12 protein-coding genes are annotated in these 17,330 nt (G+C 69.4%); 10 read left to right on the top strand and 2 right to left on the bottom strand.

All coding sequences use genetic code 11. The annotated features are described in order from the left end of the window. Nucleotides 1–17 precede the first annotated feature (17 nt). Nucleotides 18–1,925: a glycoside hydrolase family 127 protein gene (locus ACO0LV_RS03160; protein ID WP_424786413.1), complete on the bottom strand. Its 1,908-nt coding sequence runs from the start codon at nucleotides 1,923–1,925 to the stop codon at nucleotides 18–20. Nucleotides 1,926–2,229: 304 nt separating this feature from the next. Here ACO0LV_RS03160 and ACO0LV_RS03155 point away from each other — a divergent pair, with 304 nt between their 5' ends. From ACO0LV_RS03155 to ACO0LV_RS03135, 5 genes are all read left to right on the top strand, one after another. Next, a complete protein-coding gene (locus ACO0LV_RS03155) occupies nucleotides 2,230–3,507 on the top strand; it encodes a glycoside hydrolase family 27 protein (RefSeq protein ID WP_424786412.1) in 1,278 nt (425 codons plus the stop codon). Between the two features lie 153 nt (nucleotides 3,508–3,660). Further along, the gene (araB, locus tag ACO0LV_RS03150; protein WP_424786411.1) at nucleotides 3,661–5,388 is read left to right on the top strand and encodes a ribulokinase; all 1,728 of its coding nucleotides are present in this window, start codon (nucleotides 3,661–3,663) and stop codon (nucleotides 5,386–5,388) included. Nucleotides 5,389–5,393: 5 nt separating this feature from the next. Next, on the top strand, nucleotides 5,394–6,101 hold the full coding sequence (locus ACO0LV_RS03145; protein WP_424786655.1) for an L-ribulose-5-phosphate 4-epimerase: 708 nt from the start codon (nucleotides 5,394–5,396) through the stop codon (nucleotides 6,099–6,101). After that, nucleotides 6,098–7,609 (top strand): L-arabinose isomerase, encoded by a 1,512-nt coding sequence (araA, locus tag ACO0LV_RS03140; RefSeq protein ID WP_424786410.1) that lies wholly within the window; start codon nucleotides 6,098–6,100, stop codon nucleotides 7,607–7,609. Before ACO0LV_RS03145 ends, araA begins: the two co-directional genes overlap by 4 nt. A gap of 48 nt (nucleotides 7,610–7,657) precedes the next feature. Next, the gene (locus ACO0LV_RS03135; RefSeq protein WP_424786409.1) at nucleotides 7,658–9,163 is read left to right on the top strand and encodes an alpha-N-arabinofuranosidase; all 1,506 of its coding nucleotides are present in this window, start codon (nucleotides 7,658–7,660) and stop codon (nucleotides 9,161–9,163) included. A gap of 154 nt (nucleotides 9,164–9,317) precedes the next feature. Here ACO0LV_RS03135 and ACO0LV_RS03130 read toward each other — a convergent pair whose 3' ends face one another. Continuing rightward, nucleotides 9,318–10,352, bottom strand: coding sequence for a LacI family DNA-binding transcriptional regulator (locus ACO0LV_RS03130; RefSeq protein ID WP_424786408.1), 1,035 nt, complete (start codon nucleotides 10,350–10,352; stop codon nucleotides 9,318–9,320). Between the two features lie 230 nt (nucleotides 10,353–10,582). Between ACO0LV_RS03130 and rhaI the strand changes: the two genes are divergently transcribed. The 5 genes from rhaI to ACO0LV_RS03105 all read left to right on the top strand — a co-directional run bounded on the left by rhaI (nucleotide 10,583) and on the right by ACO0LV_RS03105 (nucleotide 17,315). Beyond that, entirely contained in the window at nucleotides 10,583–11,761 is a 1,179-nt protein-coding gene (gene rhaI / locus ACO0LV_RS03125; RefSeq protein WP_424786407.1) for an L-rhamnose isomerase, read from the top strand. Further along, a complete protein-coding gene (locus ACO0LV_RS03120) occupies nucleotides 11,761–13,809 on the top strand; it encodes a bifunctional aldolase/short-chain dehydrogenase (RefSeq protein ID WP_424786406.1) in 2,049 nt (682 codons plus the stop codon). Before rhaI ends, ACO0LV_RS03120 begins: the two co-directional genes overlap by 1 nt. A 19-nt stretch (nucleotides 13,810–13,828) precedes the next feature. Then, entirely contained in the window at nucleotides 13,829–15,355 is a 1,527-nt protein-coding gene (locus tag ACO0LV_RS03115) for a rhamnulokinase (protein ID WP_424786405.1), read from the top strand. Between the two features lie 85 nt (nucleotides 15,356–15,440). After that, a complete protein-coding gene (locus tag ACO0LV_RS03110; RefSeq protein ID WP_424786404.1) occupies nucleotides 15,441–15,800 on the top strand; it encodes an L-rhamnose mutarotase in 360 nt (119 codons plus the stop codon). Between the two features lie 474 nt (nucleotides 15,801–16,274). Next, complete coding sequence (locus tag ACO0LV_RS03105) at nucleotides 16,275–17,315, top strand: hypothetical protein (RefSeq protein WP_424786403.1); 1,041 nt, start codon at nucleotides 16,275–16,277, stop codon at nucleotides 17,313–17,315. Nucleotides 17,316–17,330: the final 15 nt, after the last annotated feature.

The following is a 17,330-nucleotide window of genomic DNA, read 5'->3' as shown; positions in this document are numbered from 1 at the left end:
CCCAGCGACCGTACTCGTCAGGAGGGCTCGGGCGGGGCATCAACGGGCAGCCAGACCCGCATTGCACCGGCGCCGCGGTTGCCCCAGTGGCCGAACGGAATGAGGCCGGCCTGCACCGACGCATCCCCATCGGCCCCGGACTCGGAAGCCGGGCGATACAGGCCCGGCCGGGCCGGCCGATGGTTGGCCGTCACGCGCATCGGGGCGAGGTCGCCGTCACCGGAGACCTGCGGAGCGTGGGAGGCGTCGACGATCACGTCGTCCACGTCGATCCCCTCCGGCAGATCCGCCTGCTCCAGGCAGTAGACCACCGGCCCGCGCTCGGCTGCCAGGCAGCCCCGCACTGCGTCCACCCGCGGGTGGGCGGCGGTCCAGCGCGGGCTCATGTCCAACTCCAACACACCGCCCACCCCGAGCGGCAGGTGCAGGTAACCGTCATCGCCGGCGGTGACCTCCTCGCCGTCGAACGTGGTCCGCCGCGACCACGACGGAATGCGCAGGGCGAGGTCGGCACCCGGAGGGGCCCCGCCGTCGAGGCTCACTTGCACCCGGCCGCTGCGGGGGTAGTCGGTGCGTACTCGCACTACCCCGGAGCCCAGATGGCCGGGCAGATCGATGTCAGCCGCGGCGTACACGTGCAGCCAGAGTGTGTCCTCGGTGGAGGTGGCCAGGTAGGCGGACAGTTGGGCGATGACCCGGGCGATGTTCGGCGGGCAGCACGCGCACTCATACCAGGAGGTGCGTTCCTTCGGAGCGTTGACCTCGGTGGTGCGATCGGGGCGCATCTGCAGGGGGTTGGAGTAGAAGAAGCGGGTGCCGGAGGCATCGACCGAGGCGCGCAGCGCGTTGTGGATCTCCCGCTCGATGGTCTCGGCATAGGGACCCGGGCCGAAGGCAAGCAGCATCCGCCAGGCCCAGTGCGTGTCGGCGATGGTGGCGCAGGTCTCGGCGTAGGCGCGATCGGGCGGCAGTTCGTAGTCGGATCCGAAAGCCTCGTCCCGGTGCCGGGAACCGAAGGCACCGGAGATGTACATCTTGCGCTCATGCGTACTGCGCCACTGGGCGTCCATAGCCTCGGCCAGTGCCTGCTCGCCCGTCTCCAAATACAGGTCGGTGACCCCGGCATTGAGGTAGAGCTGGCGCACGGCGTGGCCGGCGGCGTCGGTGGCGTTGCGCACCGGCTCGTGATCCTGGAAATAGCGCGCCCCCAGACCTCCGCGTTTGAGTAGGCCGGTGCCGCGCAGGTTGATCATCCGGGTGGCCAGGTCCAGATAGCGGCGCTCCCCGGTGTGGCGGTAGAGCTCGATCAGGGCGGTCTCGATCTGAGGGTGCCCACAGATCCCGTCGGTGCCCTCGGGTCCGAAGGTGCGCTCCAGCAGGTCGGCGAACGCTCGGGCGAGCTCCAGCAGGTCGGCGCGCCCCGCCGCACGGTCCAGGGCGATCGCCGCCTGGATCAGGTGCCCGGCCACGTACATCTCATGGGTCCACTCCAACTCGGCGAACCTCTTGCCCGGGTGCACCCCCTGGATCCACGTCATCACGTACCCATCGGGCTCCTGCACCCGGGCCACCAGCGCGATCACCTCATCGAGCCAGGCGTCGAACTCGGTGGTGCCGGAGCGGGCGATCTCCCAGCCGACGGCCTCGATCACCTTGTACAGGTCGGAGTCGGCAAAGACGAAACCACGGTAGTCCGCTTCCGAGTTCCCCAGCACGCGTCGGAAGTTGTCCAGCACACCTGACTCCTCGAGCTGGCCGATGCAGTGCGGGATCGTGGCTGCGGCATTGCGCTCCTGCCAGCCACCCAGGACCCCGCCGTGGAGTCGGACCGCTGACATCGCCAAGCCCTGATGCACGGCGACCGCGGCACGCGGGGCGGCGGGGGTGAGCGGGCTTGCGGATTCTGCGGGTGCGGCTGTGGTCATGGTGTTGCCCTTTCGAGTGCATGGCAGGTAGCCCGGGAACGGCTGACGGCGTGGGCCGACCGGTCTGTAAAGGTCGCCGGGGGAGTGGTCAGGAGGCAGCGGCCGCACCTGCCGTCGATGGCCACGTCCCGCATCGTCACGCTCATGCACACAGAGTAGGTCGCGGGCCCTCCGGCACCGGCCCGATCACGCGCCTTCGGAAGTCCTGCCTCACGACGCAGTGCCGGCCAGGGCGCTGGACATAGTCACCGCACCCAGTAGCGTGAACGCTCACATCCGCACTCCCGATGGAGAGAGGTCAGCCATGACGGCATCGACCACGCGCAGCCAAACGCCACCGATGGGCTGGAACAGCTGGGACTGTTACGGCACCACCGTCACAGAGTCGGAGGTGCTGGCCAATGCCGACTTCATGGCCGAGCACATGCGCGCCCACGGTTGGGACACCGTCGTCGTGGATATCGCCTGGTACGACCCGACCGCCCGTGCCCACGGTTACAACGCCGATGCGCCCGTGGCCCTGGATGCGTACGGCCGGCCGATGCCCGCGCCGAACCGATTCCCCTCCGCCGCTGACGGCGCCGGGTTCGCCCCGCTGGCGCACGCCGTGCACACCATGGGCCTGCGATTCGGGGTGCACATCATGCGGGGCATCCCGCGGCCGGCAGTGCATGCGGACCTGCCCGTGGAGGGAACCTCCTACACGGCGGCTCAGATCGCCGACACCGGGGCGGTGTGCGAGTGGAACCCGGACAACTACGGTCTCAACCACGACCACCCGGGCACCCAGGCCTACTACGACTCGTTCATCGCCCAGTTGGCGAGCTGGGGTGTGGACTTCATCAAGGCCGATGACATGCTCTGGCCCTATCGCGCAGCGGACATCGAAGCCCTGGCGCTCGCGATCCGGCGCAGCGGCCGCGAGATCGAGTTGTCCCTGTCACCGGGCCGGGACCTGTCGCTGGTCCACGGCGTGCATCTGAGGCAGCACGCCACGATGTGGCGCATCAGTGACGACCTGTGGGACCGGTGGGAGGACGTACGCGACCAGTTCGGCCGGCTGGCCCGGTGGGCGCCCAACTCCGGGCCCGGAGGCTGGGCGGACGCCGACATGATCCCCCTGGGCCGGATCGGGATCCGCGCCGAACGCGGGGAGGACCGACACTCCCGGCTCACCCCGGCCGAGCAGCAGACCCTGATGAGCCTGTGGGTGATCGCCCGATCCCCGCTGATGGTGGGGGCGGACCTGCCCACGTCCAGTCCGGAGACCATCGAGTTGCTGACCAACGACCGGGTCCTGGAGGTGCTGCGGCGGGGCCGGAGTCCCCGGGAGATCCTGCGAGAGCGCGACCTGGTCATCTGGCGGTCGGAGTCCGCCGTGGACGGGCACGTCTACGCCGGGATCTTCCACCTGGGCGATGAGCCCGTCCGCGTGCGCCTACCGGGGTGCCAAATCGGCGCGGACGGCACCGAGGACGTGGTCGAGTTGTGGAGCGGGGCGGACCAGGCGTGGGACGACGACGGCGCCCTCACCCTGGCCCTGGACGCGCACGGTTCGGCGCTGCTGCGCCTCGCCCGCTGACCTGGCGCCGTCAGGGTCTTGCCATCCCTGGTTGTGATCGTTAACATCGAGGTCACCCGGGATGCTGGGCGGCGGTCCCGCCCAGCGACCCGGATCAACTAGCCCGCCATCGTGCGGACCTCCGAGCGATGAGGCCGAGATGAAGGAGGCCCCGTGACCGTGGACAACGAGCGTGCTCTGGCGGTGGGAGTGGACTTCGGCACCCTGTCCGGCCGGGCCGTGGTGGTTCGCGTGGCCGATGGTGCCGAACTCGCCAGCGCCGAGCATGCCTATCGTCACGCCGTGATGGACACCGTGCTCAGCGCCGGCGACGGCCAGTCCCTGCCACCGGACTGGGCGCTGCAGAACGCCGCGGACTACGTCGACGTGCTCAAGAACGCCGTCCCGGAGGCACTGCGCCGGGCCGGCGCGGACCCGGCCGACGTGATCGGGATCGGCACGGACTTCACCGCCTCCACTCCGTTGCCGGTACGTGGCGACGGCACCCCGTTGAGTGAACTCCCGGAGTTCACGAACAACCCGCACGCCTACGTCAAACTGTGGAAGCACCACGCCGCCCAGGCGCAGGCCGACCGGATCACCTCGCTGGCCGCGGAGCGGCGCGAGCCCTGGCTGCCCCGCTTCGGGGGAATGATCTCCTCCGAGTGGCAGTTCGCCAAGGGGCTGCAACTGCTCGAGGAGGCCCCAGAGGTCTACGCCGCGATGGACCATTGGGTGGAGGCGGCCGACTGGATCGTGTGGCAACTGTCCGGAACCTACGCACCCAACCCGTGCGCCGCCGGCTACAAGGGCATCTACCAGGACGGCCGCTACCCCTCGAGCGACTACCTGGCTGCGCTCAACCCCGACTTCGCCACCTTCGCGCAGGAGAAGCTTCCCAGCGAGATCGCCACGCTGGGCGCCAGCGCCGGCCCGCTCACCGCCGAGGCCGCCTCCTGGACCGGACTGCCCGAGGGCATCGCGGTGGCGGTGGGCAATGTCGACGCACACGTGACCCTCCCGGCCGCGAACGCCGTGGACCCGGGCCAACTCACCCTGATCATGGGAACGTCCACGTGCCACGTGATGAACGCGGACGAACTGCGAGAGGTGCCCGGCATGTGCGGGGTGGTCGACGGCGGCGTGGTCGACGGGCTGTACGGCTATGAGGCCGGGCAGAGCGGCGTCGGTGACATCTTCGGCCACTTCGTGGCCACCGGCGTGCCGCGGGCCTACGCCGAGGAGGCCGCCGCACGCGGGGAGAACCTGCACACCTACCTGACCCACCTGGCCTCCCAGCAACCGATCGGCGGCCACGGCCTGATCGCCCTGGATTGGCACTCCGGGAACCGTTCGGTGCTGGTCGATCACGAGTTGTCCGGGATGATCGTGGGTCAGACCCTGGCCACCCGGCCCGAGGACACCTACCGCGCCCTGCTCGAAGCCACCGCATTCGGCACCCGAACGATCGTGGAGGCCTTCACCGACTCCGGGTTGGCGGTGCAGGAGTTGGTGGTGGCGGGCGGGCTGCTGAAGAACACCTTCCTGATGCAGATGTACGCCGACGTCACCGGACTACCGCTGAGCACCATCGTCTCCGAGCAGGGTCCCGCCCTGGGCTCGGCGATCCACGCCGCGGTGGCCGCCGGCGCCTACCCGGACGTGCGGGCCGCGGGAGCGGCGATGGGAGGCCGCACCGTCGGTGCCTACACCCCCGACCCGCAGGCCCATCGGGCCTACAGCGCCCTGTACGCCGAGTACCAGAAGCTGCACGACTACTTCGGTCGTGGCGGGAACGACGTGATGCGAAGGCTCAAGGCCATCCGGCGCCAAGCGCTCACAGCCGACGACGGCGGGAGCGCGGACTTCCCGGAGCTGACTGTCCCCGAGGAGTTGACATGAGCCGGATGGTGCTCGCCGAGTTGCCCGCACAGGTGCAGTCCGCGGTGGCTCGGGTGCGTGAGAACGTGGCCCAGTTGCACGCCGAGCTGGTGCGCTACAACCTCGTCATCTGGACCGCGGGGAACGTGTCCGAGCGGGTGCCGGGCGCCGATCTGTTCGTGATTAAACCCTCCGGGGTCTCCTACGACGACCTGGACGCCGAGTCGATGGTGGTCTGCACCCTGGACGGGAAGAAGATCGTCGACGGCACCCCGGAGAAGTTCGCCCCCTCCTCCGACACCGACGCGCACGCCTACGTCTACCGGCACATGGACCACGTGGGCGGGGTGGTGCACACCCACTCCACCTACGCCACCGCCTGGGCCGCCCGGGGCGAACCGATCCCGTGCGTACTGACCATGATCGCCGATGAGTTCGGTGGTGAGATCCCGGTGGGCCCGTTCGCCCTGATCGGTGACGACTCCATCGGAGAGGGCATCGTGGCCACCTTGTCCGGGCACCGCTCCCGCGCGGTGCTGATGGCCGGCCACGGCCCGTTCACCATCGGGACCGATGCCCGCGATGCGGTCAAGGCCGCCGTGATGTGTGAGGACGTCGCCCGCACCGTGCACATCGCCCGCCAGCTGGGCGATCCGGCCCCCATCGCAACGCACCACGTCGATGCCTTGTTCGACCGCTATCAGAACGTCTACGGAGTCCGGGAGGACACGTGATCGACCCCTTCGCCCAGCGCGAGATCTGGTTCCTCACCGGCAGCCAGGACCTGTACGGACCCGAGACCCTGGACCAGGTTGCCGCCCAGTCCCAGCAGGTCGCCGGGCTGCTCGACGAGGCGGGCCAGGTTCCGGTGCGCATCGTATGGAAGCCGGTGCTCAAGGACACCGCGCAGATCCGCGCGTTGGCGCTGGAGGCCAACGCCGACCCCGACTGCGTGGGGGTGATCGCCTGGATGCACACCTTCTCCCCGGCCAAGATGTGGATCACCGGCCTGGACGCGCTGCGCACCCCGCTGCTGCACCTGCACACGCAGGCCGACGCGGCGCTGCCGTGGTCCACGATCGACATGGACTTCATGAACCTGAACCAGGCCGCGCACGGGGACCGGGAGTTCGGTTACCTCACCGCGCGCCTGGGCACTCCCCGCAAGGTGGTGGTGGGCCACGCGTCGGAGGACCTGGTGCGTGAGCAGGTGGGAGCCTGGGCACGTGCGGCCACCGCGTGGAGCGAGATCTACGGGATGCGGTTGGTGCGCTTCGGCGACAACATGCGCAACGTCGCGGTCACCGAAGGGGACAAGACCGAGGCCGAACTGCGCCTGGGCGTGAGCGTGAACACCTGGGGTGTGCACGACCTGGCCGCCGCCATCGATGCGGTGCCCGAGGCGAGCATCGACGAACTGATCGAGGACTACCTGGCCTGCTACGACGTCGTCGATGATCTGCGGCCCGGGGGAGACCGGCACGAGTCGTTGCGCTACGGCGCCCGCCAGGAGGCGGGCATGCGCACGTTCCTGGAGCAGATCGGGGCCAAGGCCTTCACCACCAACTTCGAGGACCTCGGCCCGCTGCGCCAACTGCCCGGCCTCGCCGTGCAGCGCTTGATGGCCGCCGGTTACGGGTTCGGGGCCGAGGGCGACTGGAAGACCGCCATCCTGGTGCGTGCGGCCAAGGTGATGGGCCACGGTCTGCCCGGGGGCGCCTCGCTGATGGAGGACTACACCTACGACCTGACCCCGGGAGACGAGGTGATCCTGGGCGCGCACATGCTGGAGATCTGCCCGACCCTGACCACCTCGCGCCCCAGCCTGCAGATCCACCCGCTGGGCATCGGGGACCGGGAGGACCCGGTGCGCCTGGTGTTCGACACCGACCCCGGCGAGGGCCTGGTGGTGGCGCTGAGCGACATGCGCGAACGGTTCCGGCTGGTGGCCAACGAGGTGGCCATCGTCGGCGAGCGGGAGCCGATGCCGAACCTGCCCGTGGCGCATGCGGTGTGGGTGCCCAAACCGGATCTGCGCACCTCGGCGCGCGCCTGGCTGATCACCGGCGGTGCGCACCACACGGTCCTGACCACCGCGGTGGGCCGGGAGGTGTTCGACGACTTCGCCGAGATCGCCGGCCTCGAGCTGGTGGTCATCGACGACCAGACCCAGGTGGCCTCCCTGCGCCAGGAGCTGCGCTGGAACGCCGCCTACTACCGGTTGGCCCAGCCGATGAACTGACCGGGGGACACCCGCCCCACCACACTGCTGACCAGGAGGAAGTACCCCATGTCAACCGCACGTTTGAGCGTGGACCCGGCGTTCGTCGTCGGGCCGGTGCGCGAACGCACCTTCGGATCATTCGTAGAACACCTTGGCCGGTGTGTGTACACCGGGATCTATGAGCCGGAGCATCCGACCTCCGATGAGCACGGGTTCCGCACCGACGTGCTGGACCTGGTCTCGGAGTTGGGCACCAGGACGGTCCGTTACCCGGGGGGCAACTTCGTCTCCGGTTACCGCTGGGAGGACGGTGTCGGCCCGAAGGACCAGCGCCCCTCCCGCCTGGACCTGGCCTGGCACTCCACCGATCCGAACACCTTCGGCGTCGATGAGTTCATGGCCTGGACCGCCAAGGCCGGTGTGGAGCCGATGATGGCGGTGAACCTGGGCACCCGGGGCATCCAGGAGGCACTGGACCTGTTGGAGTACACCAACGTGCCCGGCGGGACCGCCCTGTCCGATGCCCGCCGCGCCAACGGGGCCCGGGATCCCTACAAGATCAAGATGTGGTGCCTGGGCAACGAGATGGACGGGCCCTGGCAGATCGGTCACAAGACCGCCGAGGAATACGGGCGCCTCGCTGCCGAGACCGCGCGGGCGATGCGCATGATCGACCCGGATCTGGAACTTGTGGCCTGCGGGTCCTCGAACTCCACGATGCCCACGTTCGGCACCTGGGAGTCGACCGTGCTGGAGCACACCTACCGCCACGTGGACCTGATCAGCGCGCACGTGTACTACTACGAGGACGACGGCGACCTGTCCAGTTTCCTGGCCAGTGCGGCGAACATGGACTACTTCATCGACTCGGTGGCCGCCACCGCCGATGCGGTGCGGGCCGCGGGCAAGCACAACAAGGCGATCAACATCTCCTTCGATGAGTGGAACGTCTGGTATCAGAAGCGTGCCGAGTCCCGCCCGCCGTCCGGCGATGAGTGGCCGGTGGCGCCGGTGCTGCTGGAGGACAAGTACAACGTGGCCGACGCCGTGGTGGTGGGCAACCTGCTCATCTCGCTGCTGCGGCACACCGACCGGGTGCACTCGGCCTCGCTGGCCCAACTGGTCAACGTGATCGCCCCGATCATGACCGAGCCGGGTGGACGTGCCTGGCGCCAGACCACCTTCCACCCCTTCGCCCTCACCGCACAGCACGCCCGCGGCGAGGTACTGCAGGTGGCGGTCGATGCGCCGGTGCTGGAGACCGACAAGTACGGTCCGGTGGACCAGGTCGATGCGGTGGCCACCCGGGATCCGGAGACCGGGTCGGTGTCGCTGTTCCTGGTGAACCGGTCACTGAGTGAGGAGACGCACGTGCAGATGGATCTGCGCGCACTGGGTGACCTGCGGGTGGACAACTGTGTGACGCTGTCCAACCCCGACCACACCTGGTCGGCCACCGCAGATGACGCGACGTCGGTGCTGCCGCGCCGCAATGACAGCGCCGGCGTCTCCGACGGTGCCGTCAACGTCAACCTCCCGCCGGTGTCCTGGACGATGGTCACCCTGGTCTGATCACCCGCCCGCCCCACCCGGGGCGGGTTCAGCCGACGCGGCCCGGGTCGGCCCACGATCGAGCCGACCCGGGCCGTCGTCACGCTCGGGCGGTGGCGCCGGGGACCCGGAGACGGGGGCACCGCTCAGGATGCGGAGACCGGCGCTGCAGAACTCAGCCGGATGCGGGGTCGGAGGAGGCGCGGACCACCAACTGCGGTTGGAAGACCACGTGCTCGGGTGTTCCCGCGGTCATCAGGATGTCGGCGGCGCGGTAGCCGAGTTCGTGGTGCGGCTGGCGAACCGACGTCAGCGGCAGGGCGAGCTCGCTGGCGATGTCGATGTCGTCGTAGCCCACGATCGCCATGTGCCCCACCATCTCGAGGCCGCGGCGGCGCATGGTGCGCTGCACCCCGATCGCGACCAGGTCATTGACGCAGAAGACCGCCGACGGCGCCGCGTCGCCCTGCTCATCGAGCACGCGGGAGATGGCCAACTCGCCGCCGTCGGCGTCCAGGCTCGAGATCGTCAGCTCGGTGATCACCTCGGCCGGGTCCCTGCCCGCCTCCTGGACGGCGAGTTCCACACCGGCGAACCGGTCGCGGCACTGGCGGATGCTGTGCGGGCCGTTGATGAACGTGATCTCCTCGTGCCCCATCGCCAGCAGATGCTGGGCGGCCAGCTTGCCGCCCTCGATGTTGTCCACGGCGACGGAGGAGATGCGAGGGGTAGGTGAGGGGGAGTCGAGCAGCACCACGTCCAGGCCGCGGTCGACGATCGCGAGCAGGTGGTCGATCTCGGTCGTGGAGGGCACCACGAGCAGACCGCTGACGCCGTGCTCCTCGAACAGGCGAAGGTATCGCATCTCGCGCTTGGGGTCCTCATCGGAACTGGCCAGCATCAGGGTGCGGTCATCCAGGGCGATCCGGTCCTCGATACCGCGTGCCATATCGGTGAAGAAGGGGTTGCGGATGTCCAGCAGCACCGCCCCCACCGTGGTGATCGTGCCCGCGCGCAACTGGCGGGCGGAGGCGTTCGGGACGAACGACAGAGCCGCGATCGCCTTTTCTACCCGAGTCCGGGTCGCGTCGGCCACGCGTTCAGGGCGGTTCAGCACGTTGGACACCGTGCCGACGGACACGTTGGCTAACTTGGCGACGTCGGTCACGCTCGGTCGGCGGGCGGTCCGGGGGCCGTGGGTGGTCGTCATCGAGGTCCTGTTCATCGCTGGATTCGCGAGAGTCTACGCCGCTGCGGCACGGTCGAGGAGATCTCGGCGGCCCTGCGTCGCGCGCGCATCAGGCAACGGACCGGCAACAATTTGGCGTAGAACGGTTGCACGGAGGGGAGCGAAGGGCCTAGATTTGACTGAAACGTTTCATAGGCTGACGGGCGCATGGGCTGACGGCCTGGGGCTCCGGAATTAATGAGGATTCGGTGATGAACGACCAGTCGAGCAGGCAGAGCGCCACGACGGCGGCACTGTCCGAGCAAACCGTCGAACTGCCCTCCTGGGCGTTCGGCAACTCAGGGACCCGATTCCGCGTATTCACCACCGAGGGTGTTCCGCGGGATCCCTACGAGAAGATTGCCGACGCCGCCCAGGTGCACAAGTACACCGGCATCACGCCTCGGGTGTCGCTGCACATCCCGTGGGACCTGGTCGATGACTTCTCCGATCTGGCCCGCCATGCCGATGACCACGGCCTGACCATCGGCATGATCAACGCCAACCTCTTCCAGGACGCCGACTTCCGGCTCTCCTCGCTGACCCACTCCGATGAGCGCATCCGGCGCAAGGCCATCGACCACCACATGCAGTGCCTGGACGTGATGCGGGCCACGGGCTCGAAGGAGCTCAAACTCTGGCTCCCGGACGGTACCAACTACGCCGGCCAGGACTCCCTGCGGGCCCGCCAGGACCGCCTGGCCGAGTCCCTGGCCGAAATCTACGCCGCGATGGACTCCGACCACACGTTGGTGCTGGAGTACAAGTTCTTCGAGCCGGCGTTCTACTCCACCGATATCCCGGACTGGGGCACCGCCCTGTTGCACTGCCTGGCCCTGGGCGAGCGCGCCACCGTGGTGCTGGACACCGGGCACCACGCACCGGGGACCAACATCGAGTTCATCGTGATGCAACTGCTGCGCCAGGGTCGCCTGGGTGCCTTCGACTTCAACTCACGCTTCTACGCCGACGACGATCTGATGGTCGGCTCCGCGGACCCGTTCCAACTGTTCCGGATCATGCACGAGATCGTCCAGGCCGATGCGCTCAAGCCCGAAGCGGGGGTGAACTTCATGCTTGATCAGTGCCACAACATCGAGGAGAAGATTCCCGGCCAGATCCGCTCGGTGATGAACGTCCAGGAGGCGACCGCCAAGGCGCTCCTGGTGGATTCCGAGGCACTCACAGCGGCCCAACAGGCCCAGGACGTGCTCGGAGCCCACGGGGTGCTGATGGATGCCTACAACACCGACGTGCGCCCGATGCTCGCCGAACTACGCGCCGGCCAGGGCCTGGACCCCGACCCGATGGCGGCCTTCGCCGCCTCTGGCTATGCCGCCGAGGTCGCGGCCGCACGGGTGGGCGGGACGCAGGCAGGATGGGGGGCCTGATGCGTACCGTCGACGATCTGGTCGCGCGGTCCAACCGGCTGGGTTCGGACCCGCGGATCACCAACTACGCCGGTGGCAACACCTCCGCCAAGGGTTCGGCACCGGACCCGGTCACCGGGGAGGACGTGGAGCTGCTGTGGGTCAAGGGCTCCGGCGGTGACCTGGGCACGCTGACCAAGAGCAACCTGGCAGTGCTGCGAATGGACCGCCTGCGCGCCCTGCCGCAGGTGTATCCGGGCGTGGACCGTGAGGATGAGATGGTCGCCGCGTTCGACTACTGCCTGCACGGCAAGGGTGGGGCTGCGCCTTCGATCGACACCGCGATGCACGCCCTGGTGGAGGCCGACCACGTGGACCACCTGCATCCCGACGCCGGCATCGCCGTGGCCACCGCGGTGGACGGGGAGGACCTCACCCGGCGCATCTACGGCGACGAGGTGGTCTGGGTGCCCTGGCGCCGCCCCGGATTCCAGCTCGGCCTGGACATCGCCGCGATCAAGGAGGAGAACCCGCAGGCGATCGGCTGCATCCTGGGCGGGCACGGTATCACCGCCTGGGGCGAAACCTCCGACCAGGTCGAGGAGCGTTCCCTGAAGATCATCCGGATGGCCGAGGAGTACATCGAGCAGGCAACGGCGGACCTGGCCGGACGCGACGAGCACCCCTTCGGGGCCCAGCGCCCGGGATATGAACCGTTGGCACCGGAGCAGCGCCGTGCGCGCGCGGCCGCGCTGGCACCGGTGATCCGGGGCATCGCCTCGGCCGACCGGCCGCAGGTCGGCCACTTCACCGACTCCGACGTGGTGCTGGAGTTCCTGGCCCGGGACAAACTCACCGCGCTGGCCGAACTGGGCACCTCCTGCCCCGATCACTTCCTTCGCACCAAGGTCAAGCCGCTGGTGCTCGACCTTCCCGCGGAGGCGCCGCTGGAGCAGGCCGTCGAGCGGTTGCACGAACTGCACGGTGCCTACCGCGAGGACTACGCCGGGTACTACCAGCGGCACGCCGATGCCGACTCCCCGGCGATGCGAGGGGCGGACCCGGCGATCGTGCTGGTGCCCGGGGTGGGGATGTTCTCCTTCGGAAAGGACAAGCAGACTGCCCGCGTGGCCGGGGAGTTCTACGTCAACGCCATCAACGTGATGCGCGGCGCCGAGGCGATCTCCACCTACGCGCCGATCGATGAATCCGAGAAGTTCCGCATCGAGTACTGGGCGCTGGAGGAAGCCAAGTTTCAGCGCATGCCCAAGCCCAAATCGCTCGCCACCCGCATCGGTCTGATCACCGGAGGCGCCTCGGGCATCGGCAAGGCGATCGCCCAGCGACTCGTGGCCGAGGGTGCCTGCGTCGTCATCGCCGACCGCGACGCCGAAGCAGCACAGGATCTGGCGACCGAACTCGGTGGCCCGGACGTGGCCGTGGCGGTCGCCGCCGACGTCACCGACGAGGACGCCGTGGCCGATCTGATCGGCCAGGCCGCCCTGGCCTTCGGGGGCGTGGACCTGGTGGTCAACAACGCCGGGCTGTCCATCTCCAAGCCGCTGCTGGAGACCACTGCAGCGGACTGGGACACCCAGCACGACGTGATGGCCCGTGGGTCCTTCCTCGTCTCCCGTGAGGCGGCCCGGGCGATGGTCGCCCAGGGGATCGGTGGGGACATCATCTACATCGCCTCCAAGAACGCGGTGTTCGCCGGTCCGAACAACATCGCCTACTCCGCCACCAAGGCCGATCAGGCCCACCAGGTACGCCTGCTCGCGGCCGAACTGGGCGAGCACGGGATCCGCGTCAACGGCATCAATCCCGACGGCGTGGTCCGCGGCAGCGGCATCTTCGCCGGCGGCTGGGGTGCCCAGCGCGCGGCGGTGTACGGGGTCCCCGAGTCCGAGCTCGGCGCCTACTACGCCCAGCGCACCCTGCTGAAACGCGAGGTGCTGCCGGAGCATGTGGCCGCGGCGGTCGCTGCCCTCACCGGCGCCGACCTGTCCCAGACCACCGGCCTGCACATCCCGGTCGATTCCGGGGTGGCTGCGGCGTTCCTGCGCTGAACCACGCCCGGGGGTAGCGATGAGCAGTACGCCGGCAGTACCGGCATTCGCGGCGGTCGACCTGGGGGCATCCTCGGGGCGGGTGATCCGGGCCGAGATCACCGGCCCCCCCGATCGCCCACAGGTCAAGATGCGCCAGGTGGCGCGCTTCCCCAACGAGGCACGCTATGACGCCACCGGCGTGCTGCGCTGGGACCTGGAGGGACTGTACGAGCAGATCCTGTCGGGCCTGCGGGCCGCGGGCGACGATGGCCCACTGCTCGGTATCGGGATCGACTCCTGGGCGGTGGACTACGGACTGATCGACGACGACGGTGCCCTGCTGGCACCGCCAGTCGCCTATCGCGATGCTCGGGGCGGGCAGGCCGTGTCAGAGGTGCACGCGCTGGCCGACCCGGGTGAGTTGTACGCGATCTCCGGGATCGCCCATCAGCCGTTCAACACGATCTTCCAGCTCGCAGCGGAGAAGCGCACTGGACTGCTCGCCGCACCCACGTCGTCGTCCACCCCGCTCCCGGCCCGGGCGCTGCTACTGCCGGACCTACTCGGCTACCGGCTCACCGGAGTGCAGGCCAGCGAGACGACGAACGCCTCCACCACCGGGTTGTTGGACCAGGACGGGCCGGCCTGGTCGGCTGATCTGCTCGGTCGACTGGGCCTGCCGACCGATCTGTTCCCACCCCTGGTCGAACCCGGCCACGTGCTCGGGCCGTTGACCGAGCAGGCCCAGCAGGCGACCGGGCTGGGCCCGGTGCCCGTGATCGCGGTGGGATCCCACGACACCGCCTCGGCAGTGGCCGGCATCCCGGCCACCAGTTCCGACTTCGCCTACATCTCCTGCGGCACGTGGTCTCTGGTCGGGGTGGAGGTGGGCGAGCCGGTGCTCACCGAGAGTGCCCGGGAGGCCAACTTCACCAACGAACTCGGGTTGGACGGCCGGGTGCGCTTCCTGCGCAACGTGATGGGATTGTGGCTGCTGCAGGAGAGTCAGCGGATCTGGGCCGAGGCGGGTGAGGATGCGGACTTGACCTCCCTGCTCGACGCGGCCGCCCGGGCCGAGCCGCTCCGCACCCTGATCGACGCCGACGATCCGGCGTTCCTGCCCCCGGGCGACATGCCCGAACGGATCCGTACTCACGCCGTCGAGCGGGGCGAACCGGATCCGGTCAGCCCGGCGCAGATCACCCGTACGGTGCTGGACTCGCTGGCCCTGGCCTATCGCCGCAGTGTGCGCGCGGCGGTCGAGTTGACCTCCCGCCCGGTGCGCCGGGTGCACCTGGTGGGTGGTGGTTCCCGGAACGCGCTGCTGTGCCAGTTGGCTGCCGACGCGACCGGGCTGCCGGTAGTGGCCGGCCCGGCCGAGTCCACCGCCCTGGGGAACGTGGTGGCGCAGGCCCGCGCCGTGGGGGTGCTCGAGGGGACTCTGGAGGACCTGCGCAGCGTGGTTGCCGCGAGCGTGTCCACCGCGACCTACACCCCGGCACCGGGGGCGGCCGAGCGTTGGGGCCGGGCGGAGCAACGGCTGCCGCCCTCGACCACCACCTGAGCCACGCCCAGCCCACGCAGAACCCCGCCGAACTCCCACCAACCCACGCCCGACCCACGCCAACCCACGAGCAAGGAGATCCGCGATGACCCGCTACTGCTTCACCTCCCGCGTGCGCCCGGACCGGTTGGATGACTACCGCCGCGCTCATGCCGCCGTCTGGCCGGACATGCTCGCGGCGCTGCGAGACTCCGGGTGGCGCAACTACTCGCTCTACCTGTCGCAGGACGGTCTGCTGGTGGGTCACTTCGAGTCCGAGGATTATCGTGCCGCCCAGGAGGCGATGGCCGCCACCGAGGTGAACGGGCGCTGGCAGGCCGCGATGAGCGAGTTCTTTGTCGACTCCGGCAACCCCGATGAGGGTTTCGTTCTCCTCGAGGAAGTCTTCCACCTCGAGGACCAACTCGCTGCCGCCGGCCTGAGCACCACGCCCGCCGGCGACTGAACCGCACCGCACGCCATCGCCCGCCGCCCACCCCACACCCGCCGCACCCACCATCCGCTCGCCCCACACCCGCCGCACCCACCATCCGCTCGCCCCACACCCGCCGCACCCACCATCCGCTCGCCCCACACCCGCCGCACCCACCATCCGCTCGCCCCACACCCGCCCCACCCGGCAGCCGCCCCACCCCCACCCGGCCGGCGGCGCTGACGTCGCGGCGAATGCCGCGAAGTAGCGGCACCTCTCCGGCGAACTCGATCCATATGCCGCGCAGTCACCGAACCTTATGGGCGGATTCGATCCATATGCCGCGCAGTCGCCGCCGGATCGGTGGGCTGGTGGTGGGCCGGTGGGTGGCGGCGGCGGGTTGAGGGGTGGCGATCTCGGGTCAGCGGGGTGGGGATGGGGATCGAATGTCCACAGCGGGCCGGCGGTTCATCGCCCGCCTGCGCACGACCGGCGAGGCTGCCAGTCATGGAACGCTTACGAGGGCCCGGACCGCCGTCCCTTCCGCGCGTCGTCCTCCGATCCGAACTGGGGAAGGCGGACTTCGCCGACCTGCTCAGTGCCGGCACCATCGCCCGGGTGCGCCACGGTGCCTACATGGTGGTGGATCAGGCACTGACGGAACCGTGGGCGACGCGGCAGCAGTACGCCCTGGCGCGCTGCGTCGCGGTAGTCCGGGCTTCTGCCGAGCCACGCATCCTCAGTCACGAGAGCGCGGCGCTGCTGCATGGATGCCCGCTCTGGCGGACGCCCGAACGGGTCCATCTGATCCAGCCCACGCGTCACGGCGCGAGGCGCGCATCCGACGTGCTCCGGCACACGGTCGATCTGGAGCCTTCCGATGTCACCACGATCAACGGGTTGGCGGTCACCACCCTGCAGCGCACCGTGCTCGACTGTGCCAGGACGCTGCACGCACGCGACGCGCTGGTGGTCGCTGACAGTGCGCTGCGGCTCCTTGCGAAGCCGGATCGCTGGCGGCGTGCGGAATCTCAGGAGCGGATGGAGGGGATCCGTGCGGAACTGGGCGAGCGCCTCGAATCAGGTCGCGCACGCCGTGGCCGGGTCCGGGCCAGGGCGGTGCTGTCGGCTGCCAACGGCTTCGCGGAGTCCCCTGGTGAGTCGGTGCTGCGCTGGATCGCCGTCTCCCGGGGCATCGGTCGGCCGATCGCTCAGTTCCGAACTCAGACTGATCGCGGCACCTACTTCAGCGATCTGGCCTGGTGCTACCGCCGAAGGTCCGGCGGCGGTACAGAGCGCTGGGTCGTTCATGCCGAGTTCGACGGGAGGATCAAGTACCACGCAGAAACGCCAGACGGCGGTGCCGAGGCCGTGGTCGAGGAGAAACTCCGAGAGGACGCCATCCGGGAGGCCGGAGGGGTGGTGTTGAGGTTCGTCTCCGAGGATCTGCATCGCCCGGACGCGACCGCTGAGCGCCTGGTCCGCGCGATGCCCGCCCGACTGATGCGTGGCGCTCGTGCCGTACCGGGCCTGTACCTGCCCGAGTGATCGCCAGGGAGGCGT

It is taken from the genome of Pseudactinotalea sp. Z1739 (genome assembly GCF_049725055.1).
Classification (GTDB): Bacteria; Actinomycetota; Actinomycetes; order Actinomycetales; family Beutenbergiaceae; genus CALKWS01.
Note: the sequence above shows the minus strand (reverse complement) of the source record. Positions and strands in the feature narration are given on the sequence as shown.

Bases quoted from the DNA above. Each gene is read 5' to 3' on its own strand.
- ACO0LV_RS03155 (WP_424786412.1), top strand. From the start codon at position 2,230: ATGACGGCATCGACCACGCGCAGCCAAACGCCACCGATGGGCTGGAAC.
- ACO0LV_RS03115 (WP_424786405.1), top strand. From the start codon at position 13,829: ATGAGCAGTACGCCGGCAGTACCGGCATTCGCGGCGGTCGACCTGGGG.
- ACO0LV_RS03135 (WP_424786409.1), top strand. From the start codon at position 7,658: ATGTCAACCGCACGTTTGAGCGTGGACCCGGCGTTCGTCGTCGGGCCG.
- ACO0LV_RS03110 (WP_424786404.1), top strand. From the start codon at position 15,441: ATGACCCGCTACTGCTTCACCTCCCGCGTGCGCCCGGACCGGTTGGAT.
- ACO0LV_RS03145 (WP_424786655.1), top strand. From the start codon at position 5,394: ATGGTGCTCGCCGAGTTGCCCGCACAGGTGCAGTCCGCGGTGGCTCGG.
- ACO0LV_RS03120 (WP_424786406.1), top strand. From the start codon at position 11,761: ATGCGTACCGTCGACGATCTGGTCGCGCGGTCCAACCGGCTGGGTTCG.
- rhaI (WP_424786407.1), top strand. From the start codon at position 10,583: ATGAACGACCAGTCGAGCAGGCAGAGCGCCACGACGGCGGCACTGTCC.
- ACO0LV_RS03160 (WP_424786413.1), bottom strand. From the start codon at position 1,925: ATGACCACAGCCGCACCCGCAGAATCCGCAAGCCCGCTCACCCCCGCC.
- ACO0LV_RS03130 (WP_424786408.1), bottom strand. From the start codon at position 10,352: ATGACGACCACCCACGGCCCCCGGACCGCCCGCCGACCGAGCGTGACC.
- ACO0LV_RS03105 (WP_424786403.1), top strand. From the start codon at position 16,275: ATGGAACGCTTACGAGGGCCCGGACCGCCGTCCCTTCCGCGCGTCGTC.